At 69.3% G+C, this 21,452-nt stretch carries 17 protein-coding genes and 2 pseudogenes; 9 read left to right on the top strand and 10 right to left on the bottom strand.

The window, feature by feature from the left end:
- Positions 1–283 precede the first annotated feature (283 nt).
- Positions 284–691, top strand: a complete 408-nt coding sequence (locus tag DMB38_RS25780; RefSeq protein ID WP_125937156.1) for a hypothetical protein — start codon at positions 284–286, stop codon at positions 689–691.
- Between the two features lie 277 nt (positions 692–968).
- On the opposite strand, the gene DMB38_RS25775 is transcribed toward DMB38_RS25780, so the two are convergent.
- The 6 genes and pseudogenes from DMB38_RS25775 to DMB38_RS25750 all read right to left on the bottom strand — a co-directional run bounded on the left by DMB38_RS25775 (position 969) and on the right by DMB38_RS25750 (position 8,923).
- The gene (locus DMB38_RS25775; RefSeq protein WP_276314974.1) at positions 969–3,059 is read right to left on the bottom strand and encodes an alpha-galactosidase; all 2,091 of its coding nucleotides are present in this window, start codon (positions 3,057–3,059) and stop codon (positions 969–971) included.
- A gap of 129 nt (positions 3,060–3,188) precedes the next feature.
- Positions 3,189–3,371 (bottom strand): annotated as a pseudogene (locus DMB38_RS25770) (RICIN domain-containing protein); the annotation flags it as partial.
- Complete coding sequence (locus tag DMB38_RS37550) at positions 3,317–4,009, bottom strand: Ig domain-containing protein (RefSeq protein WP_276314997.1); 693 nt, start codon at positions 4,007–4,009, stop codon at positions 3,317–3,319. The pseudogene DMB38_RS25770 and the gene DMB38_RS37550, both read right to left, overlap by 55 nt.
- A gap of 1,866 nt (positions 4,010–5,875) precedes the next feature.
- On the bottom strand, positions 5,876–6,703 hold the full coding sequence (locus tag DMB38_RS25760) for a carbohydrate ABC transporter permease (protein ID WP_125937153.1): 828 nt from the start codon (positions 6,701–6,703) through the stop codon (positions 5,876–5,878).
- On the bottom strand, positions 6,700–7,635 hold the full coding sequence (locus DMB38_RS25755; RefSeq protein ID WP_125937152.1) for a sugar ABC transporter permease: 936 nt from the start codon (positions 7,633–7,635) through the stop codon (positions 6,700–6,702). The genes DMB38_RS25760 and DMB38_RS25755 overlap by 4 nt, the downstream gene beginning before the upstream one ends.
- Position 7,636: 1 nt before the next feature.
- On the bottom strand, positions 7,637–8,923 hold the full coding sequence (locus DMB38_RS25750; protein ID WP_125937151.1) for an extracellular solute-binding protein: 1,287 nt from the start codon (positions 8,921–8,923) through the stop codon (positions 7,637–7,639).
- A gap of 241 nt (positions 8,924–9,164) precedes the next feature.
- On the opposite strand from DMB38_RS25750, the gene DMB38_RS25745 reads away from it, so the two are divergent.
- Positions 9,165–10,193, top strand: coding sequence for a LacI family DNA-binding transcriptional regulator (locus DMB38_RS25745; protein WP_125937150.1), 1,029 nt, complete (start codon positions 9,165–9,167; stop codon positions 10,191–10,193).
- Between the two features lie 150 nt (positions 10,194–10,343).
- Here the strand turns inward: DMB38_RS25745 and DMB38_RS37150 are convergent, their stop codons facing one another.
- The 4 genes and pseudogenes from DMB38_RS37150 to DMB38_RS25735 all read right to left on the bottom strand — a co-directional run bounded on the left by DMB38_RS37150 (position 10,344) and on the right by DMB38_RS25735 (position 13,525).
- On the bottom strand, positions 10,344–10,457 hold the full coding sequence (locus DMB38_RS37150; RefSeq protein WP_240662470.1) for a discoidin domain-containing protein: 114 nt from the start codon (positions 10,455–10,457) through the stop codon (positions 10,344–10,346).
- A gap of 39 nt (positions 10,458–10,496) precedes the next feature.
- Complete coding sequence (locus DMB38_RS37145) at positions 10,497–11,219, bottom strand: discoidin domain-containing protein (protein ID WP_240662469.1); 723 nt, start codon at positions 11,217–11,219, stop codon at positions 10,497–10,499.
- A 145-nt stretch (positions 11,220–11,364) separates the two neighbouring features.
- A pseudogene (locus tag DMB38_RS37140) lies at positions 11,365–12,258 on the bottom strand (glycoside hydrolase family 20 zincin-like fold domain-containing protein); the annotation flags it as partial.
- 505 nt (positions 12,259–12,763) lie between these two features.
- Positions 12,764–13,525 carry an FCD domain-containing protein gene (locus DMB38_RS25735; protein ID WP_125937149.1) on the bottom strand — a complete coding sequence of 254 codons (762 nt, stop codon included), beginning with the start codon at positions 13,523–13,525 and terminating at the stop codon, positions 12,764–12,766.
- Positions 13,526–13,736: 211 nt separating this feature from the next.
- On the opposite strand from DMB38_RS25735, the gene DMB38_RS25730 reads away from it, so the two are divergent.
- The 7 genes from DMB38_RS25730 (at position 13,737) to DMB38_RS25700 (ending at position 21,452) form a co-directional block, all read left to right on the top strand.
- Positions 13,737–14,804, top strand: coding sequence for a sugar ABC transporter substrate-binding protein (locus DMB38_RS25730; protein ID WP_125937148.1), 1,068 nt, complete (start codon positions 13,737–13,739; stop codon positions 14,802–14,804).
- Positions 14,801–16,330 carry a sugar ABC transporter ATP-binding protein gene (locus tag DMB38_RS25725; RefSeq protein WP_125937147.1) on the top strand — a complete coding sequence of 510 codons (1,530 nt, stop codon included), beginning with the start codon at positions 14,801–14,803 and terminating at the stop codon, positions 16,328–16,330. Before DMB38_RS25730 ends, DMB38_RS25725 begins: the two co-directional genes overlap by 4 nt.
- Before the next feature lie 85 nt (positions 16,331–16,415).
- Entirely contained in the window at positions 16,416–17,372 is a 957-nt protein-coding gene (locus DMB38_RS25720) for an ABC transporter permease (RefSeq protein ID WP_240662748.1), read from the top strand.
- 97 nt (positions 17,373–17,469) lie between these two features.
- Complete coding sequence (locus tag DMB38_RS25715) at positions 17,470–18,321, top strand: fumarylacetoacetate hydrolase family protein (protein ID WP_125937146.1); 852 nt, start codon at positions 17,470–17,472, stop codon at positions 18,319–18,321.
- A gap of 25 nt (positions 18,322–18,346) precedes the next feature.
- Positions 18,347–19,684: an L-fuconate dehydratase gene (locus DMB38_RS25710; protein WP_125937145.1), complete on the top strand. Its 1,338-nt coding sequence runs from the start codon at positions 18,347–18,349 to the stop codon at positions 19,682–19,684.
- The gene (locus DMB38_RS25705) at positions 19,681–20,457 is read left to right on the top strand and encodes an SDR family oxidoreductase (protein WP_125937144.1); all 777 of its coding nucleotides are present in this window, start codon (positions 19,681–19,683) and stop codon (positions 20,455–20,457) included. Before DMB38_RS25710 ends, DMB38_RS25705 begins: the two co-directional genes overlap by 4 nt.
- The gene (locus DMB38_RS25700; RefSeq protein ID WP_125937143.1) at positions 20,457–21,452 is read left to right on the top strand and encodes an aldo/keto reductase; all 996 of its coding nucleotides are present in this window, start codon (positions 20,457–20,459) and stop codon (positions 21,450–21,452) included. The genes DMB38_RS25705 and DMB38_RS25700 overlap by 1 nt, the downstream gene beginning before the upstream one ends.

Genomic DNA, 21,452 nt, shown 5'->3' with positions numbered 1-21,452 from the left:
ATCCCGATGGCCGACTTCGGCCGCCCCAGCTCCACGGAAGGCCCGCCCCCGCCGGACTGGCCCACTGAGCCCGTCGAACGGACCCGCGAGTCGCTGGCCGAGCCGCGACTCGGTGCACGGGTCACCGGGGTGTACTCCGTCAGCTCCGTGCCCGCCGGCTCCGCCGCGGCTGCGGCAGGATTCCTCAGCGGCGACGTCATCCGCACGGTCAACGGCACCAAGCTGACCGAGAAGAACAGCTTCTGGACACTTCGGCATCTGGCGGAACCAGGCAGCCGGCACCGTGACGCTGGCCAGACCCGGTGGCACCGAGAAGATCAACAACACCTCGGGGGTCGTCTACACCGGCGCCGACTGGCTGTGGCGCGACGGCGACAAGGGCGGTGGCGGAAACTGGCTCGACGACATCGACGCGACGAATGCCGCGGGCGACTCGTTCACCCTGTCGTTCCACAGCACCCGGCTGAAGATAATCACCGAGACGTTCTCCGACGAGACCACGATGATGATCTCGGTCGACGGCGGCCCGGAGCAGAGCGTCGACCTCCGCTCGCCCTCACGGGTCTACCAGACCACCGTGTTCGACACCCGGGGCGCCGGACTCCGGCAAGCACACCATCTCTCAGCCCGGTCCGCGACCACGGAGTACGACGTCACCCGGCTGGCGCGCCAGGTGGTGCTGATCCGGTAGCCCACTCGTCCGGGCAGGCCGGCTGAGACCGCCGCGACGGCGACGGCCACGCGATGGACCCCCTGCTGCCGACGGGTGCACCGGTCGGAGAGGCGGCGTCCGCGACGGGGGACGGCATCGCCCCGTGGGCGAGGGTGACGAGGGCGAGGGCGCCGCCCGTCTTCAGGACGCTGCGCCGGGGTGGGCTGGACTCTGCATTCATCGGCTCTCACTCCACATTCGTCGGTTGTTCCCTGTGCCTGACGCCGACTCCAGGGCTGATCTGTGGGTTTGATGATCAGCCGGTCCGGCGCAAGCGGATGAGGGTGCTGGACCAGTCGCCGGACGGCAGGCGGTCGTGGACCGGCACGCCGGCGGTCATCAGAAAGCGGCCCGAGACGGCGAACCCCGGTCGATCGAGGTCCGTGTAGACGGCGTCGGGATCGAGACCGGCCAGGAGCACCGACGGCGCGTGCGGTCTCAGTTCGACGCGGGGGCGGTAGACGAACACCGCGACGTCCTCGTTGTCGACGTAGGCGATCGCGGACAGGCTCTCGCCGGGTTGTCCGCCCAGGCGGTACTGCTCGCCCTGCTGGACAAGAACGCGAACAGCCTTGTACACGGCGATGTTCTCCCGCGCCTGCTCACGCTGCCGGTCGTTCCAGGCGTTCAGGTCACCGCCGATGCCGAGGGCTCCGGCCATGGCGACGTGGTAAGCGTACTGGTTGCGCTGGGGGTCGGTGCTGTACGGCTGGTCGGTGACCCAGGCGGACATCACACACGCCGGATACAACTGGCTGAAGCCGTGCTGGATCGACTGGCGGTAGTGGGCGACCGTGTCGTCGGACGTCCAGACCTGGTCGGTGCGTTCGAGGATTCCGTAGTCCAGCCTTCCGCCGCCGCCGGCGCATGACTCGATGCGCAGTCGCGGGTGGCGGGCGCGCAACCTATCTATGACGTGGTAGACGCCGCGGGTGTGCTCGATCCACAGCCGGTTCTGACCCTCACCGTCCTCGGGCCAGCCGGCCTGGGTGAAGGCCCTGTTCATGTCCCACTTGAGGAAGTCGATCTCGCCGTCGGCCACCAGCGCGTTGAGCCAGCCGAGCGCCCACATCCGCACGTCTTCGCGGGCGAAGTTGAGGACCAGTTGCGACCGCAGTTCGTCGCGTTGCCGGTCTGGGTGATGGAGTACCCAGTGGGGGTTGGTGCGGTACAGGTCGCTGTCGGGGTTGACCGCCTCCGGTTCCACCCAGATGCCGAACGCCATGCCCAGTCTGTGCACTTCCCGGGCGAAGGGGGCCAGGCCGTTGGGGAAGCGGGCGGGGTTGGGCCACCAGTCGCCCAGGCCGGCCCTGTCGTGGGTGCGGGTGCTGAACCAGCCGTCGTCGATCACGAACAACTCGGCGCCGAGCTCTGCCGCCTGGCGTGCGAGCGCGGTTTGCTGGTCCTGGTTGAGGTCGAATCCGACCGCTTCCCAGGAGTTGTAGACGACCGGACGGATCTCGTCGGGATGGGGCAGGACGGAGGTACGGGCGTGGGCGTGCCAGGCCCGGCTGACGCCGCCGAACCCCTCGGCGCTGTGGAGGCCGAGGATCGACGGTGTGGTCAGTTCCCCGCCGGGTGCGAGTGGGAGGGTCAGGCCCTCGTGTCCGAAGCCGCCGCTGACGGCGACCCGGTTCTGGTGGCGACGCTGGGTGGTGAGCCGCCACGAACCGCTCCACGCCAGCGCGACACTCCAGACCTCGCCGCGGCCCTCGGTCGCGGTGCCGTCGTCGATCATCGTCCAGGGGTTGCTGTGGTGCCCAGTGATGCCCGTACGGCTCGACAGGGTGTACTCGCCCTCCGGCACGATTCCGCGGCGTACCTGGCCCTCGGCGTAGTAGCCGCCGGACGCCACGCTGTACCGGTAGTCGGCCATCGGCGGGATCAGCCAGCTGCCCGCGTCCGCCCGGCTGATCTCGAACGTCTCGCCTTCCGGATCGGTGTGCCGCAGGGTGACCCAGCGCTCTATCACCTCCGACGCCTCGCGCACCCGGTAGTGCAGGACCACCTCCAGTGGAAAACGGACGTCGGCCATCGTCAGGTCCAGCCGTGCGGCGTCCTTCTCCTGCTCGATCCGCTCCCCGACCAGGACCGGCTCCAGCGAGCGCACCCCGCCGGGGAACGTCACCTGGAGTGAGGCGGGTCCCCACCGCAGCCCGCCGTCGACGGGCAGTTGCTCCTCGACCTCCAGAGGCAGCCCGTACGGCGGCACGATCGGACCTGCCGTGCGGGGTAGCTGCTGCACGTCCTGCGGTGCCAGCCGCTGCCCCCAGTACACCTGAACCAGTCTGCCACCCTGGTCCAGACCCACGACGTAGCTGGTTCTCGTGGTAGTCAGATGCCACAAGCCCGGCTCACGGCCACCGGTGATCGATTTCAAGTCCTGTCCCTGTCGTCTCGGAGCACGCTTGCTGCGGGTCGCCGACGCGGAGGCGGTGCGGTCCGCGTCGGCGACCACTGATCGGAGGTCAGCCGCTTACGGCAGTGACCACTTCTGGTTGGATCCGCCGTTGCAGTCCCAGACCACAAGCTGGGTGCCGTTGGCGGTTCGGCCGCCCTGCGCGTCCATGCACCTGCCCTGGGCGCGGAGGCTGCCGTCGGGGGTCATGGTCCACTCCTGGGCTGCGCTCCCGTGTTGCCCTGCGAGGTCACGCCCACGTTGTTGGACGCCGGCGCCAGGCTCAGCGGACCCGCCTGCGGCTTGCCTGCAGGCGCGATGGTGAAGGTGCGTACTGCGTCGGCGCTGCCCAGGGAACCCTTGCCGGTGATGGTGAAGGTGGCGGCCTTCTTGGAGACCGGAATGCCGGTGATGCCGCCTGTGTCCGCGTTGAGCTGCAAGCCTCTCGGCAGGTCACCGGAGGTGACGGTGTAACGGGTGGTCGAGGGGTTGTTGGTGGCCACCCGCGCCTCGTACAGGCTGCCCTTCGTCATCGCCGGAAGCGAGGTGGTCGTGAACGCCGGAGTCGGAGCGACGACCCGCTGAGCCTCGCCGACGGGGTTGCCTGAGCCGTCGAGCTGCTGCAGCGACCAGGACTTCCCCGGGGTGTCGGCGCTCAGATGCCAGTGCGTCGACTGGTCGCGGAACTGCGCGAGCTGTGCGGGCGTGAAGGCGCCGAGGTTGCGCGCGGTGTCCCACTGCTTGATCGCGTCGAGCAGTTCGGCGGTGTTCGGGCCCGCGGCCAGGCTGCCGATCGACGTGCGGAAGCCCGAACCCGCATTGAAGCTGGCGGCGCGGGCCAGAGTGTCCTCCAGGTCCGCGAGGCCGCGGTTGCCCGGCAGGCCGATCCAGCCCAGCATGCCCGGCAGGTAGTTGTCCTGGTAGTACGCGTTGTGGAGGTACAGCTGATCCATGCTGGTGCTGCCGATCTCGCCCCAGCTTGCCCGGGACAGCCCGTCCCAGGTGTTCGAGGTCACCCGGCTGGTCTCGGAGATGAACCCGTCCGTGTTCACCTGCCGGCGGAACATGTCGTTGACCAGCCTGGAGATGCCGTAGGAGCCCCAGCCGGACTGTGAGGATCCCTCCAGTCCGTCGAACGACATTCCGGTGATACCGGTGGTGTCCCAGATGTCGGCGAACCGGGTGGCGATGTTGTCGATGATGGGCAGACCGGCGAGCGCGCCGCCGTACGCGTTGCCCGGAATCCGGGCGACGGTTGTGCCGGCCGGGTGGGACGTCGCAGTGGAGCCCCAGATCCCGCGGGTGACGCCGGTGACCTTGCATTCATCGCCAGCCTGGGAGTATGCACTGTAGTCGGCGGTTTCGCCGCCGATCGTGACCCTGGTATTGCCGACACCGTCGGCCAGCGGTGCGCAGTCGGTGAGATACAGCTCCTTGTCGCCGGCAGCCGCGGCACGGCTGAGGGTGGCGCTCTGGCCTCTGGCCACGTCAGGGTGCAGCGACGGCGTGGCATAGGGGTCGTTCGAAGTGACGAAGCTCGACAGGGTGTGGGCTCCCACCTGGATGCCGTTGGCCTTCGCCCGGTCCACCAGGGCCTTCGCGGCGGCATCGTTGCCCCCGAAGCTCTGGTCGAACTCGTAGTGCCCGTCGCTCTGCCACGGACCGTCGGTGCTGCCAAGCGCGTAGACCATGTTCATCCCGCCGTCCTTCGTGAACTCGGCGGCCTGGTCGACGGTATTGGCGTTCAGGTCGTTCACGACCAGGATCGACTGCGATGTCGCCTGTGCCGTCTTCTGCCACTGTCCGTTGATCGTCGGGTAGGGCAGGTCCTGGTCCTTGGCGATGTTCGACAGAACGGTGGGCGCCATGTCCGGCGCGGTGCCGAACAGTGCGATCTTGGAGCCGACGACCTCGCCCTGATCTCCCGGCAGCGGCCCGACCGGGATCGGGTAGTTGACACCGCCGTCCCGGCCGGTGAGGCGGTCGCGCTTCTCGGTGTAGTCGAAGGTGAAGGCCCGCAGCAGCGTTCCCCACGGGGTACGGGCGCCCACGCTCCACTCCTCCAGCGGGGCGACCTGCACCCGGGAGGGGTTGGCCTCGACCTGGTCGCCCCAGCCCATGTCGGGGTTCTCGCGGGGCCAGCCGCCCTCGGTGCGGTCGGTGAGCGGCTTCATCCCGACGGCGAAGCTGCTGTTTCGGACGATCCCGACGGACTCGCCGAGGGTCTGGGTGATGTCTGTCGCCAGCGGGCCCCACAGCAGGGTCTGAACGTCCGCGCCCTGCGGTGCTTGGACGTCGGTGACCTCGAAGGAGGTGTACGTCGCCTTGTCCCGAAGCGCGACGTCGATCTCGACGCCGGCTTCGGAGTTGGTGAAAAGCAGCGTGTTCTTGCGGCCGAGGGTCAGTTTCGACGGCTTCACCTGCTTCCCGTCGATCACCAGGCTGACCAGCGGTGCGGTGCCGTGTCCGGTGGCGAGGTGGTTCTTCGCGGTCCGCAGGTCGACGAGGGAGTCGACCTCGCCCGTGGCGTTCATGCCCAGACGCAGGTATCCGGCGTCGACCACGACACCGCCGTCGTCGTCCGGGCCGACCGCCGACAAGGCGGTCTGCGCACCCGCGCCTGTCAGTGCTGTGACCATCATGCCGATGGCCGTGGCGAGCGCGGATATCCGCCCTCTCCGTGCGGGAGTTGATGGCATGTCGTACCTCTCATCGTGTGGACGAGGTCCCGTCGAGTCGTACGGAGTTCTTCCGGGCGGCTCCTCTCATCCCTTGGTGGCCCCACCGGTGAGGCCCTTGATGAAGTGGCGCTGCAACATGAGGTAGAAGATCAGCACCGGGAGGGTGGCCAGGAGCATCAGGGCGAACACCGAGCCGAAGTCGGCCTGGTACTGCCCGATCGAGCGGTAGATGCCGGTGGTCACGGTCGTGCCGCGACTGGGCCCGAGAATGACCAGCGGATTGATGAAGTCGTTCCAGATCCACACCCCGAGGAAGATCATGACGCTCGCGCTCGCCGGCCGGAGCAACGGGAACACCACCCGCCAGAACACCTGGGTGCGCCGCGCTCCGTCGACCATGGCCGCCTCCTCGAGTTCGATCGGGATGCCGCGGACGAAGCCGGCGAACACGAACACGCCGAAGGGCACGTAGTAGCCGATGTTGAACAGCACCAGCCCCTGGACGGTGGCCATCAGGTGCATGGACTCCAGCACGTCGGTGATCGGGATGAGGATCACCTGGGGCGGGATCATCAGCCCGGCGAGGAGCACGAGAGTGAGGACCTTGGCCCAGAGGCTGCGCTTTCGCGCCAGATAGTGCCCGAGCATCGCCGACACCACGGTGAGGACCACGACCGAGACGGCGGTGATGATGAGGCTGTTGGACAGGCTGACCCAGAACAGGTTGTCGGGCCGGGTCAGCACGGCCTCGAAGTTCGCCAGCGTCACCGGCCAGGGCAGCGAGGACGGCGACCCGGAGATCTTGTCACTCTGCTTGAACACATTGGCCAGCACCAAGTACAGGGGCACGAAGAACAGGGAGCTGACGACGAGCGCCACCGTCGGGCGCAACCAGGCGATCCGGTCTTTCACAGCTCGACCTCCCTCCTGCGCAGGATCCCCAGGGCGACGGCGGCGACGGCGGCGACGATCAGCAGCATCAGCACCGCCATCGCCGACGCGTAGCCGACGTGGTTGGCGTCGAATCCGGTGGCCAGAACGTTGAAAGCGATGGTCGCGGTGGTGCCGGAACCGGGCCCGCCGTTGGTGATCACCTTGATGTGGTCGTAGGTCTTGAAGGCAGAGATCAGCAGAACCACGGTGTTGATGGTCAGTGCGGGGGCGAGCATGGGCCACGTCACAGCCTGGAATCGGCGCGCGGGTCCCGCACCGTCGAGTGCGGCGGCTTCGTGCAGTTCGGCCGGCACTCCCTGCAGGCCGGCCAGGTACACGACGACGCAGAATCCGAGCATCTGCCAGGAAACGATCGAGGCCACCGCGTAGAGCGCGAAGTCCGGGTCGGACAGCCAGGCCGGCGGACTGTCGACACCCAGCCCGCGGAGGGCCTGGTTGACCGGTCCGTCGGCGTCCAGCAGCCGGGTCCACAGGACGCTGACGACCACGGAACTGAGGATCACGGGGGTGAAGAACACGCCGCGCATGGCGTTGTAGAATCTGCCGCGCTTGTCCAAGAGCAGTGCGACCAGCAGCCCGAGGACGTTGGGGACGATCACCACGATCGGGGTGAGCACGGCGGTGACCCGCAGTGCGGTGAGAAACTCGGTGTCCTGCAGCAAGTTGGTGTAATTGTCCAGACCCACCCAGCGGCGCGGCGGGTTGAACGGATTGGCATTGGTCAGGCTGTAATAGACGGTCAGAATGATCGGGACCAACACGAAGCACGTGTACACGAGCACGCCGGGGGCTGCGAAGACGGCGAAGTGTGCGAGGCCGGCGCGCAGTCCCCGGCCGCGCCGGCGCCCGGCGGCCGACGGCCCGGGCCGGAGTTTGGTAATGCGGGTCACCTCAGTTTGCCTTCGCCCATTCGTCGTCGAGGTAGTCAGCGGCCTCGGCGGGACTCTTCCGGCCGGTGATCAGGTCCTGGGCGACGGCGTCGACCTTGTCGGTCACGCCCGGCAGCAGGCCGTCGTCCGCGGTCTCAAAGCGGAAGGCGTGCACCACCGCGTCCTTGGCGAGCGCTTCCTGGTACAGGTCGTATCCGGCCTTATAGACAGGGCCGACGTCTGCGGGCGGCTGGTAGCCCTTGATCGCGGGGATCAGGCCGTCGGCCTTGACCGAGGCGTCCAACTGGGTCTTGTCCAGTTGGAAGGCGAGGGCGAAGCGCTTGGCCGCGTCCAGGTCCTTGGCATCCGCATTGACTATCATGCCGCCACCGGTGTAGGCCGGGACCACCAGGCGCCCGTCGGCGCTGGGGAAGTTGAAGACGCCGATGTCCTTGCGCTTCTTGCTGTCGGCGCTGGCGGCGAACCAGTTGCCCATGGGGTACATAGCGCCCTTGCCGTCGAGGAATGCCTGCTCGGTTGCGGCATAGTCACGCGAGACGTCGGACTTCTGGAGGTAACCGCGCTCCGCGAGATCGGCGAACTTGGTCAGGGCCGCGACGAAGTCCGGGTCGGAGAACTTCACCGAGTCGGCCCGGCGCTGGGTGAGCCAGTCCGGGGTCTTGCTGTACAGGTCCACGCTGACGATCCCGGACAGGAGCATCGAGGAGGCGAAGCCGTCCTTGCCGCCGCCGACGACGAACGGCGTGACTCCGGCCGCCTTGAGCTTGGCGCACACGTCGAGCAGCCCGCCCCAGTCCTTGGGGGGCGCGGTGATCTCGGCATCGGCGAACGTCTTGGTGTGGTAGTAGATGGGCGGAATGCTCTGGGTGTTGGCCGGGAGCTGGTGGTGCTCGCCGCCTATCGGGTTGGCGGTCGGGAAGATGAAGTCCTTGAGCTCGTTCTCGGACCAGGCGTACAGGTTGCCCGCCTCGGCGAAGCCCGCGGGCGTGACGCCGACCATGACGTCGGGGAACTGGCCCGACTGCAGCAGTTGCTTGGCGTAGCCGGTACGGCCGTCGGCCGTCGGCGAGACGATCTTGTTGACCTTGATGTCGGAGTGCTTGTCGGTGACCCGCTTGATCGCCGCGTCCCAGTAGGCCGGCGTGAGGTTGGGCGTCTCGAACGTCAGGAAGGTGACGTTCGCGTCACCCTCCGAGGTGCCGCCGCTGGTGCTGCAACCTGCCACAGCCGAGGCGGAGATGAGCGCGGTCGTACCGACGATCAGTTGTCGTCTTGTCACCGGAGTCATGGCGATGCTCTCTCGTCAGGTCGAGGGTGAGGTGATGTGGCGTGCTTGGAAGCCGCTGGGGATGCGAGGCATGTACGCGCGTTCACAGGAGCTGGCGGCGAAGGTAGTCCGCTCACAGAAGCGTCGTCAAGAGCCTGGAAACATGTTGGTTATCGCGCGTTGACAGATGCCACCCGGCATGCGGACACTCCTGCAGGGGTTGAGAACGCGCGTTCACGATACGAAGGACGAAGGGTAGACGATGGCCACAAGTGAAGACGTGGCGCGCCTGGCGGGGGTCTCCCGGGCGACGGTCTCGCGCGTCATGTCGGGCACGGCCCGGGTGAGTGAGGCCACCCGCAGGCGGGTGGAAGCGGCGGCGGCGAGTCTCGGCTACGAGCCGGACGTGGCCGCCCAGAGCCTGTCCGGCGCCCGCTCCAAGACGATCGCGCTGGGGTTCTTCGCCAACGACATGTGGGCGCTGTCCCAGATGATCCGGCCGCAGTACCACTTCCACCTCGACGTCCTGCGTCACATCGAGGAAGCCGCGGCCAAGGCCGGCTACGACCTGTTGATGCCCTCGCGCCCGGCCAGCGCGTCCAGCGACAGCTATGTCCGGCTGCTGCGGTCCAGACGGGTGGCCGGCACGATCATGGTCGCCTGTCCCCCGGGCGACGTCCGGACCCAGGCTCTCATCGAATCCAGGCTGCCGACCGTGTTCATCGACACGATCGGCGTCGGGCCGAGCGCGACGTATGTGACCTCGGACAACACCGACGGCGCCCGGCAGATCACCGAGCACCTGCTCCAGTTGGGCCACCGCCGCATCGCCCGGATCACCGGCACCGAGACCGACCCCTCCGGACACGACCGTCTCGCCGGTATCCGCCAGGCCCTGGCCGCGCACGGCGTTGCCGAGGACACGGGCCTGGCACGTAAGTCGGACTGGTCCGTCGAGGGCGCTTACCGGGAGATGCTCGAACTCCTGGACAGGCGAGGAGACTTCACGGCCGTGATCGCCGAGAGCGACATGATGGCCATCGGGATCCTGCGGGCCCTGCACGAGCACGGCCTGCGGGTGGCCGAGGACGTGTCGCTGACCGGTTTCGATGACATCGACCTGAGCGCCTTCGCCTCGCCGCCGCTCACCACCGTGCGGCAGGACGCCGAGGCGATGGGGGTTGGCGCCGTCCACGCGCTGCTCGACCTGGTCGACGGCCGCAGCGTGGCCCCTCTGGTGTTGCCGACCGAGATCGTCATCCGGAGTTCCACCGCGGCACCCCGAGGCTGATGCTCTGCCGGCCGGCCACGAGGCCCGCTACGTCCGCGTCCGACTCGTCGTCGCCGACCGGCCGCTGTCCCTCGCCGCATACAGATCTTCACGTAACCCGAGCTGTCGGCGGCGGCCGCTCTTGCTGCCGCCGCCGACAGCCGCGCGGCATCAGCCCCGGACCTCGAAGCGGTACAGCGAATACCCATAGCCCGTCTGCCGCTTCAGGCCGAGCATCCGGACGTGCCGGGCGGTGACCGGTTGGGGCAGTTCCACGGTGTCCACGCCCGCCTGTGTGCGGTCGCGGCGGGCGGCGACCGTGTCCTATGTCGTGCCGTCGTCGGAAACCTGGATGTCGTAGTCGCGGCCCGCGGCGGATTCCCAGTCGAGGAGGACCCGGCGGATCGGCGCCTGCGCGTCGAGGTCGACCGCCAGCCATTCGCTGTCCGTGTAGCCCGAGGCCCAGCGGGTGCTCGGGTCGCCGTCAGTCGCGTTCGAGGCAACCAGCGTCGAGGTCTCCTGCGAGGACGCAGTTGTCGTCTTCCCGCGCGCCAGATCAGGGGCGTCGAAGACCTGCGCGGACCACAGGCTCCAGCGTGCCGTACCGCGCTCCCGGCCGTGCAGCCGCACGTACCGCGCCCGGACGGCGGCGAAGGTCAGCTCATCCCAGCCCGCCCCGTCACGGCCCCGGCGGCTCGCCACCGTGCGCCACGCGGAGCCGTCGTCCGAGACCTCTACGTCGTAGGAACGGCCGTGTTCCGCCGCCCAGTCGAGCCGGACCCGGGCGAAGTCCCGCGGCTGCCCGAGGTCGATCCGCAGCCACGGCCCGCCCCGTTCCGCGCCGCTGGTCCAGCGCGTGACCGGATTGCCGTCGACTGCGGCGGAAGGGTGCGCGCCGGAGGAGGCAGTGGCCGCGGCGCCGGGTGAGACCTGTTCGGGTTCGGCGAGGGTCGGTGAGACCGTGGTGAGTCCGGGGCCGAGGGCGGCGCGGCGGAGCTGCCCGGTGAAGGTGCCGTACGGCACACTCGCGGCGGTGCCGCTCCACATCTTCTGGCGCCCGCGGATGCTTGCCGAGGCCGCGCAGGTGGGCGGCCATCCCGTTGAAGTACGTGCGATAGTGCTCCTCCGGACCGGTGTACTCGTCCGCCCCGAAGTGCACCTCGGGGCTGCGGAACCACGGGGCGAACTCGGCGAAGACCGACTCCATGAAGGGGAGGGTGTCCGGGTTGCCCAGGTCGAGGTGGTCGGAGTTGGCGCCGCCGAGGCCGATGTCCGGCCGGAAGCGCACGAACGAGCGCGCGTGCGCGGGGGCGTCGATCTCCGGCGTCAGCTGGACGGCGTGCAGGGCGGCGGTGTCCTCGAAGGAGTCCCAGTCGGCACGTGAGTACGAGCCGTCGGGGGCGGCCAGCCCGTCCCACTCGGACTTGTCACTACGCAGCCGGAACGCATCGTACGCGCGCGACCAGTCGCCCTCCGGCGGCCGGATCTCGTTGTCGTTGAGGTGCAGTTGCAGGTCGTTGAGCTTGAACCAGCCCATGATGCGCAGGTAGTCGCGTACGAACTCCGGGGTGAAGAAGCGCCGCCCGACGTCCAGCATGTAGCCGCGCAGCCGGTAGTTGGGCCAGTCCCGCGCCGTTCCGGCCGGGACCCGGCGGCGCAATTCGTCCTGCAGCAGGATCTGCAGCAGCGTAGGGGTGCCGTAGTAGACACCGCTGTAGGCGGGCGCCATGACGGACACCGAGCGGGCGCTCGCCTCGAACGTGTACCCCTCGCGCGCGTAAAGTTCACCGCCGCGCGGGTGGGTGTCGTCGCCGTTGAGTCGCAGGATGACGGCCCCGTCGGGCACGGTTGCCGAGACCTGGGGGGTGGCCGTGCGGATGCCGGTCACGTCGGCGATGTCCCGCGTCAGTTGCGCGGCGAGCGGCATCAGCCGCCGGGCGTCACGGGCGGCGACGACGACGCGCGAGCCGGCGGTCAGCCGGAAGGCACCCGTGCCACCCACCCACTCCTGCAGCGCGGGAGCGACAACCGGGCGCGGGTTGGGGCCGCCGGCACCGACCCTTGCCCGCGGCACCTGGGCCGCCATGGCCTGCGTCGGCGGGACCGTGGTGGCCGCTGCGGCAATGGCGACGGAGGTGATCACAGATCTACGCGAGAGATGGCTACTGTCGCCCATGCGTGGCCGGGCTGCTGCCGGTCGGCGTGGTCGCCCCCCTTCGCGGCGTCGGAGTCGGTGACTTTCGGGTGGACGTGGTGTGCGCCGGCGAGTGGCACCTCCACGGAGAGCCCTCGGGCGCCCGCAGTCCGACGCTGTCGTTGGCCCCGGCGACCGGGCCTCCTTCCTGACGAGGGCTACCGCGGGCTCTTCCTCGTCACACCGCTGGGGCACCCGGTGCGCGCCGAGCAGCAAGATCATCTGAGCCGGGCAGCCGCCCCTGAACAACCCCGTCCCGAGGGTGCCTACTCACCGCACCCCCATGTCAGGCCGGCCCGGTCGCCCGGTTGGTCCTCACGCGGCGGAAGCCGATACACGAGCCCTGCCGCCGCGCTCACCGCGCCTGCGACACCACCGGTCCCGCAATGACCCGCCCTCACCGAGGAGCACCGCTGATGGCGGCCGCCCCTCGGTGATCGCCGCCCAGTTGCCGCCGCAGCCACCCCTCGACCTCCGCCACGTGCACGGAGGCCGCGGCACGAGCCGCGTCCGGGTCGCGGTCGACCAGCGTCCGGTAGATCCGCGTGTGCTCCAGCACCGTCCGCTCGAACGCCCCCTCCTCCTGGTAGCCCCGCCACACCCGGGCGCGGAACGTCCGCGAGGAAAGCCCTTCGAGGATCGCCGCCATCGACTCGTTCCCCGCCGCCGCCGCGATGGTCCGGTGGAAGGCGAGGTCGTGGGCGAGGATTTCCTCGGGGTCGTCGCTCGCCCGCATCGCCTCAAGGTGCCGCCCCACCTCGGCGAGCTGGCCGGCGTCGATGCGGGCCGCGGCGATGCCTGTCGCCGTGGATTCCAGCACCCTGCGGACCTCAAGGAGTTCAAGAAGCTGAGGCCCGGAGGACAGGTCCGCAACGGCCCCGAAAGTCTCGAACAGGTCGCCGGCCCCGAGCCTGGTGACGTAGACCCCTGAGCCGTGCCGGGCCTCCAGGATCCCCAGGACGGTCAGAGCGCGCACCGCCTCGCGCATGGAGCTGCGGGAGATGTTGAGCTGTGCCGCAAGGTCACGTTCCGTAGGCAGTCGCTGCCCCGGCTGCAGCACCCCCTCGCGGATCATCGACTTGATCCGCTCGATGGCGCGCTGCGTCACTGTGCCTTTGGGCGCATCCGCCCCCTCGACCTGTTCCGCACGCCTCTCCACACCGGCCTCCAAGGGTTGGTACGCGGAGTCTAGCTCCACAATTGACCCGACCTCTATAGATCATCATGGCGGAAATCGTCTGCATGCCCCCATTGACAGGGCAGAGTGATCCGATGAATATTTGAGCCCAGCAGCCGGTGTTACGCCCCGGCCCTCCCACAAGTCAGCCATCCCCACGAGTCAGCAGTCACCCCGATGAGGAGCCGCAGCAATGACCGGTACATCTCTGGGAACCACTTCGCGGGCAGCCCGCACAGCGGCCCTGGCCGCCTGCGCCGCCCTCGCTCTCGCAGCATGCGGCAGCACCAATGACTCGGACTCCTCCTCGGACGGTGAAGGCGGCGGGGAGGGCAAGGTCGGCGTCGTCCTGCCGTTGCTCACCTCGCCGTTCTGGCAGTCGTACAACGACTACGTGCCGAAGATGGCGAAGGAGGAGGGCGTCGACGCGCTGAAGACGGTGAACTCCAACAGTGACCCGTCCCAGCAGATCACCGATATCAACAACCAGCTCAACCAGGGCGTCAAGGGCCTGGTGGTGGCCCCGCTGGACAGCGCCGCGGTCTCCGCCGGACTGGATCAGGCCGAGCGCAAGGGGGTCCCGGTGGTCGCCGTGGACGTCGCCCCCGACGAGGGCAAGGTCGCCATGATCGTGCGGGCGAACAACAAGGCGTACGGCCAGAAGGCCTGCGACTACCTCGGCGAGACGGTCAAGTCGGGCAAGGTCGTACAGATCATGGGCGACCTCGCCTCGGTCAACGGCCGCGAGCGCTCCGAGGCGTTCCGCTCCTGCGTGAAGGAGAAGTACCCGGACCTGAAGGTCCTGGAGATCCCCGCCAAGTGGGAGTCCGACACCGCCGCCGCCAAGCTCGACACCCTCCTCAACGCCAACCCCGACATCAAGGGGATCTACATGCAGGCGGGCGGCGTCTACCTGGCGCCGACACTGCAGACGCTCAAGTCGAAGGAGATGCTGAAGAAGGCTGGCGAGGACGGCCACATCGCGATCGTCTCCAACGACGGCATCCCGCAGGAGTTCGAGGCCATCCGCAAGGGCGAGATCGACGCCACTGTCTCGCAGCCCGCGGACGCCTACGCCAAGTACGCCATGTACTACATCAAGCGCGCCATGAAGGGCGAGACGTTCAAGCCCGGCCCGACCGACCACAACTCCGAGATCGTCAAGCTGCCCAACGGCCTGTTGGAGGACCAGTTGCCCGCGCCGCTGGTCACCAAGGAGAACGTCGACGACCCCGAGCTGTGGGGCAACACGGTCGAATGAGCACCGCCGACACCCTCACCCGCCCGCTCGTCGCCGCCGAGGGCATCGTCAAGCGCTACGGCCCCACCGTGGCGCTTGCCGACGGCCGCGTGACCGTCGTCCCCGGCGAGTCCCACGCCCTGGTCGGCCGCAACGGGGCCGGCAAGTCCACTCTGGTCTCCGTGCTCACCGGGCTGACGGCCCCCGACGCGGGCACGGTGGCATTCGACGGCGAGCCCGCACCGGCGCTCTCCGACCGCGACGCCTGGCGGCGCAAGGTCGCCTGTGTCTACCAGAAGCCCACCGTCGTCCCCGGTCTGACGGTCGCGGAGAACTTGTTCATCAACCGGCAGCCGGCCCGCCGGGGCGGCTTCATCAGCTGGCGGCGCATGCACACGGACGCCGCCGAACTGCTGGACACGTGGGACGTGCGGGTGGCGCCGGACGCCGTCACCGCGGAGCTGAAAGTCGAAGACCGGCAGCTCGTGGAGATCGCCCGTGCGCTGTCCTTCGGCGCCCGCTTCATCATCCTCGACGAGCCCACCGCGCAGCTCGACAACAAGGAGATCGAGCGGCTCTTCAGCCGGATGCGCGGCCTGCAGAAGTCCGGCGTGACGTTCCTGTACATCTCGCACCACCTGGAAGAGGTGTACGAGGTCTGCCAGACGGTGACGGTCCTGCGCGACGCCCGCTGGATCACCACGGCGCCGGTCGAGGACCTGCCCCGCAGCGCTCTCGTGGAGGCGATGGCCGGCGAGGCCATGGCCGAGCGCTCCGCCGAGGCCGCACGCGCGGTCCCGGGCACGGACGAGCAGGCACCGGTGCGCCTCGACGTACGCGGTCTCACCGGCATCGACGAGGTGTTCAAGGACGTCGACCTGACCATCCGCCGCGGCGAGGTGGTCGGCCTGGCCGGATCCAGCGGCAGCGGCAAGATCGAACTCGCCGAGAGCCTCGCCGGACTCCACACCCCGATCGCCGGCGAAGCAGAGCTGGACGAGGAGAGGCTGCCGTTCGGAGACGTGCCCGCCGCGCTGCGGGCCGGCGTGGGCTGCGTGCCCCGCGACCGGCACTCTCAGGGGCTCGTCACCGGAATGACCATTGGTGACAACGCCACGATGAGCATCCTCGGCCGCCTGGGCCGCTACGGTCTGGTCGGCACCGCCGTCCGGCGAGCCTTCACCGGTGACCTCATCAAGCGTCTCGACATTCACGCCGAGGGCCCCGACCAGCCGGTCTCCGACCTCTCCGGCGGCAACGCGCAGAAGGTCGTCATGGCCCGCGCGCTGGCCTCCGACCCCCACCTCCTCGTCCTCATCAACCCCACCGCCGGCGTGGACGTGAAGTCCAAGGAATCCCTGCTCGCCAGGGTGGACACCGCCCGGGACGACGGCACCGCCGTGCTCGTCGTCTCCGACGAACTCGACGACCTGCGCCGCTGCGACCGCGTCCTGGTGCTCTTCCACGGCCGCATAGCCGCCGAGCACCCCGCCGGCTGGAACGACCACGAGCTGATCGCCTCAATCGAAGGAGTTGACCGTGGCTGACGTCAAGGCCCTGAACCCCCGGGCCGCCGAGAAGGGCCGGGCACCCGCCGGCCCGCCCTCGGCACCCGGCGGCAGCCGCAATGTCCTGCTGCGCCGGGCCCGCGAGCTGGCCCTGGTACCCGCACTCCTGCTGCTGCTCCTGCTGGGTGCGCTGGTCAACGACTCCTTCCTCACCGAGCGCAACCTCATCTCGATCCTCGGCGCCTCCGCCGCCCTCGCCATGGTCGTACTCGCCGAGTCCCTCGTCCTGATCAGCGGAAAGTTCGACCTGTCGCTGGAATCGGTCCTCGGCATCGCCCCGGCGCTCGGCGCGCTCCTCGTCCTGCCCGCGGCGAACGCCGGCTTCGGCACCGAATGGCCGACGGCCGTGGGGCTGCTGGCGATCGTGGTAGCCGGCGCAGTCCTGGGCGCCTTCAACGGGGTCATGGTGGTGATCTTCAAGCTCAACGCCTTCATCGTGACCCTGGCCATGCTGATCGTGCTGCGCGGCGTGCTGGTCGGCGCGACCGAGGGCAAGACCCTCTTCGGCATGCCGGATGCCTTCTTCACCATCGCGACCACCACGTTCCTCAACGTCCCGATGTCGGTGTGGGTCGCCGCGGCAGCCTTCGGCATCGCCGGGTTCCTGCTGAAGTACCACCGCTGGGGCCGCGCGCTGTACGCGATCGGGGGCAACCCGGACGCCGCGCGCGCGGCCGGCATCCGGGTGGAGCGGGTGATGCTCGGCGTCTTCATCGTCGCCGGGATGCTCGCCGCGGTCGGCGGCCTCATGCAGACCGGCTACGTCGGCGCCATCAACGCCAACCAGGGCCAGAACATGATCTTCACCGTGTTCGCCGCAGCCGTTATCGGCGGCATCAGCCTCGACGGCGGGAAGGGCACCATGTTCGGCGCGCTCACCGGCGTTTTGCTGCTCGGTGTGGTGCAGAACCTGCTCACCCTGGCCCAGGTGCCGTCCTTCTGGATTCAGGCCATCTACGGAGGGATCATCCTCGTCGCCCTCATGATCGCCCGGGTGACGACCGGCCGCGCCCAAGACTGATGACGGCGTGTCCGATGCCCCGAAACGGCTCACGCCACCGCTGTGCCGTACCCCGCAGACCGGAGCGCCGGACCCCGTCCCGCATGGAGAGATTTCTGTGAAACTGATGCGCCTCGGCGCCCCAGGCCGGGAGCGGCCCGCCGTCCTCACCGGCGACGGCCAGTTGCTGGACCTGTCTGCCCTTACTGCCGACATCGACGGCGACTTCCTCGCCTCCGACGGTCTGCTACGGACCCGGACCGCGGTCAAGGAGAACACGCTGCCTGAGCTGGCGGCAGCGGGTCTGCGCACAGGCGCCCCCATCGCCCGCCCCGGAAAGGTCGTATGCATCGGCCTCAACTACCGCGACCACGCGAGGGAAACCGGCGCCGCCATCCCGGTCCGGCCCGTGGTCTTCATGAAGGACCCGGGCACCGTCGTCGGCCCGTGCGACGAGGTACTCATCCCGCGCAGCTCCACCATGACCGACTGGGAGGTCGAGCTGGCCGTGGTGATTGGCTCCCGCGCCCGCTACCTCGGCAGCAAGGAGGAGGCCCTGGGCTGCATCGCCGGATACGCGGTCAGCCACGACGTATCCGAGCGCGAGTTCCAGCTCAAGTTCTCGACGCAGTGGGATCTCGGCAAGTCCTGCGAGACCTTCAATCCCCTCGGACCCTGGCTGGTCACCCCTGACGAGGTGGGCGAGCCGCCCGCCCTGGGCCTTCGGCTGGCGGTCAACGGAACGGTCCGGCAGGAAGGCCATACCAAGGACATGATCTTCCCGGTTGCGTATCTCGTCCAGTACCTGAGCCAGTACATGGTCCTGGAGCCCGGCGATGTGATCAATACCGGCACCCCAGCGGGAGTCGCCCTCGGCCTGCCCGGACAGCCGTATCTACGTCCCGGAGACACCGTGGAATTGTCCGTCGACGGCCTCGGCAGCCAACGCCAGGTCTTCGCCGCAGCGTGACACCCAGTGAATGAGGTCCCACATCGTGACTGCAAGCTCTCCCCGGATCGTCGCCGTGGACACGTACGACATCCGATTCCCGACCTCGCGCGAGCTCGACGGCTCCGACGCGATGAACCCGGACCCCGACTACTCCGCCGCCTACGTGGTGCTGCGCACCGACGTGGAGGACGGGCTTGAGGGGCACGGCTTCACCTTCACCATCGGCCGCGGCAACGAAGTCCAAGTCGCCGCCCTTGATGCGCTGCGGCCGCACCTCGTCGGCCGCCCGGTCGACGACGTGTGCGCGGACCCCAGCTCGGTGAGCAACGACCTGACCGGCGACAGCCAGCTGCGCTGGCTGGGGCCCGAGAAGGGCGTGATGCACATGGCGATCGGCGCCGTCGTCAACGCCGTGTGGGACCTGGCCGCCAAACGGGCGCACAAGCCGCTATGGCAGTTTCTCGCCGAGGCCGAGCCGGAGTGGCTGGCCGAGCAGGTGGACTACCGCTACATCGCGGACGTGCTGAGCCCGGCCGAAGCCATCGGCCTCCTCGAACGCGGCCGCGAGGGTGCCGCACAGCGTGCGGCGGACCTGCGGGCGATCGGCTACCCCGGCTACACGACCTCCGCGGGCTGGCTGGGCTATCCCGACGACAAGCTCATCCGGCTGGCCAAGCAGGCCGTCGCGGACGGCTTCACGCAGATCAAGCTGAAGGTGGGCGCCGACCTGAGTGACGACATCCGCCGCTGCGGCGCCGCCCGCGCCGCCGTCGGACCGGACATCCGCATCGCGATCGACGCCAACCAGCGGTGGAACGTCGACGAGGCCGTCGCATGGGTCCAGGTCCTGGCCGAGTTCGAGCCGTACTGGATCGAGGAGCCCACCAGTCCGGACGACGTCCTGGGTCATGCGGCGATCCGGCGGGCCGTGGCGCCTGTGAAGGTGGCCACCGGTGAGCATGTACAGAACCGAGTGATCTTCAAGCAGTTGCTGCAGGCCGGTGCCCTGGACGTGCTGCAGATCGACGCCGCGCGGGTCGGCGGGGTCAACGAGAACCTGGCCATCCTGCTGCTCGCCGCCAAGTACGGCGTGCCGGTCTGCCCGCACGCGGGGGGCGTGGGGCTGTGCGAACTGGTGCAGCACCTGTCGATGTTCGACTACGTGGCGCTGTCGGGCAGCACCGAGGACCGCGTCATCGAGTACGTCGACCACCTGCACGAGCACTTCACGGACCCGGTGCGCATCGTCCGCGGGCACTACGCCGCCCCTTCCGCCCCCGGCTTCTCGGCGCAGATGCACCAGCAGTCCATCGACACCTACCGCTATCCCGACGGCACCTTCTGGAGGGCGGACCGCGCCGGCCGGAAGGGGGCGGCATGACCGGCACGAACGACACCGGCGGCGACCTGCACGGCCTGAACGCCGTAGTCACGGGAGGCGGTTCCGGAATCGGCCTGGCCACGGCCCGGCTGCTCGCCGCCCGCGGCGCCCACGTCGCGGTCCTCGACCTCAAGCCCGACACCGCCGAGGCACCGTTGCACGGTTACGCGGCGGACGTGGCGGACAACGCCTCCGTCAGTGCGGCGGTGCAGACGGCGGCCGGAGACCTCGGCGGCATCGACATCCTGGTCAACAACGCCGGCGTCGGCGCGATCGGCACCGTGGAGGACAACGACGACGCCGAGTGGGAGCGGGTGCTCGGCATCAACGTGCTCGGCATGGTGCGTACCACCCGGGCCGCCCTGCCGTATCTGCGCGAGTCGGCGCATGCCTCGATCGTCAACACCTGCTCGATCGCGGCCATGGCCGGACTGCCGCAGCGCGCCCTGTACAGCGCCAGCAAGGGCGCCGTGCTGGCGCTGACCATGGCCATGGCCGCCGACCATGTGCGCGAGGGCATCCGGGTCAACTGCGTCAACCCCGGCACGGTGGATACCCCCTGGGTGGGCCGCCTGCTGGACCAGGCCGCCGACCCCGTCGCCGAGCGGGCCGCGCTCGACGGCCGGCAGCCGATGGGCCGGCTGGTGTCTGCCGACGAGGTGGCCGCCGCCGTGGTGTACCTCGCGAGCCCGGCTGCTGCTTCCATCACCGGCATCGCACTCGCGGTCGACGGCGGCATGCAGGGGCTGCGCCTGCGCCCGGAGGAGCAGTGATGCGCACGACGACACTCGGCGGCAGCGGCGTCGACGTCACCGTTCTGGGCTTCGGCGCCGCGTCGATCGCCGGGCTCTACACGCCTGTCGACGAGCAGAGCGCCGCGGCCACCGTCGAAGCCGCCTGGGACGCGGGTATCCGCTACTTCGACACGGCCCCGCACTACGGGCTGGGGCTGTCCGAACGCCGCCTGGGAGCGGTGCTGCGCGGCAAGCCCCGCGAGGAGTACGTCGTCTCCACCAAGGTCGGCCGGCTGCTGGAGCCGTACGATGGCGCAGATCCGGCGCCGTCCGACCTGGCCGACGGCTTCGCGGTACCGGCCACGCACCGGCGGGTGTGGGACTTCAGCGCCGACGGGGTACGCCGATCGCTGGAGGAAAGCCTGACCCGCCTCGGCCTGGACCGCGTGGACGTGGCGCTCTTGCACGATCCCGACGACCACGGGGAGCAGGCGTTCCGCGAGGCGTACCCGACGCTGGAACGGCTGCGCGCCGAGGGCGTCGTACGGGCGATCGGCGCCGGCATGAACCAGACCGGGATGCTCACCCGCTTCCTCACCGACACCGACGTGGACGCGGTGCTGTGCGCCGGCCGCTACACCCTCTTGGAACAGGCGGCACTCGACACACTCCTGCCCGCCGCCGCGGCCCGCGGCAAGAGCGTCATCATCGGCGGCGTCTTCAACTCCGGTCTGCTGGCCGCCCCCCGGGCTGGCGCCACCTACAACTACAGCCTCGCGCCCGTGCCCCTGCTGGAGAAGGCGCTGAGCATGCACAAGGCCACCGAGGCACTCGGGGTCCCGCTGCGCGCCGCCGCTCTGCACTTCCCGTTCGGCCACCCCGCCGTCGCGTGCGTCCTGACGGGGCCGCGGTCGGCCGAGGAGGTCCGCGACTCCGTGGCGCTGCTCAGCACACCCGTACCGGCGGAGGTGTGGCACCGGCTGCGCGCGGAGGACCTGCTGCCGCCCCTGATCCCGGTGCCGGAGGCGGGGTAG

This window comes from Streptomyces sp. WAC 06738, from assembly GCF_003945505.1.
In the GTDB taxonomy this organism is placed as follows: domain Bacteria; phylum Actinomycetota; class Actinomycetes; order Streptomycetales; family Streptomycetaceae; genus Streptomyces.
Note: the sequence above shows the minus strand (reverse complement) of the source record. Positions and strands in the feature narration are given on the sequence as shown.

Excerpts from the sequence above, each read along its gene's own strand:
- DMB38_RS37550 (WP_276314997.1), bottom strand. The coding sequence starts at position 4,009 with ATGCTGGGCTGGATCGGCCTGCCGGGCAACCGCGGCCTCGCGGACCTG.
- DMB38_RS25750 (WP_125937151.1), bottom strand. The coding sequence starts at position 8,923 with ATGACTCCGGTGACAAGACGACAACTGATCGTCGGTACGACCGCGCTC.
- DMB38_RS25745 (WP_125937150.1), top strand. The coding sequence starts at position 9,165 with ATGGCCACAAGTGAAGACGTGGCGCGCCTGGCGGGGGTCTCCCGGGCG.
- DMB38_RS37145 (WP_240662469.1), bottom strand. The coding sequence starts at position 11,219 with ATGTGGAGCGGCACCGCCGCGAGTGTGCCGTACGGCACCTTCACCGGG.
- DMB38_RS25730 (WP_125937148.1), top strand. The coding sequence starts at position 13,737 with ATGACCGGTACATCTCTGGGAACCACTTCGCGGGCAGCCCGCACAGCG.
- DMB38_RS25725 (WP_125937147.1), top strand. The coding sequence starts at position 14,801 with ATGAGCACCGCCGACACCCTCACCCGCCCGCTCGTCGCCGCCGAGGGC.
- DMB38_RS25705 (WP_125937144.1), top strand. The coding sequence starts at position 19,681 with ATGACCGGCACGAACGACACCGGCGGCGACCTGCACGGCCTGAACGCC.
- DMB38_RS25700 (WP_125937143.1), top strand. The coding sequence starts at position 20,457 with ATGCGCACGACGACACTCGGCGGCAGCGGCGTCGACGTCACCGTTCTG.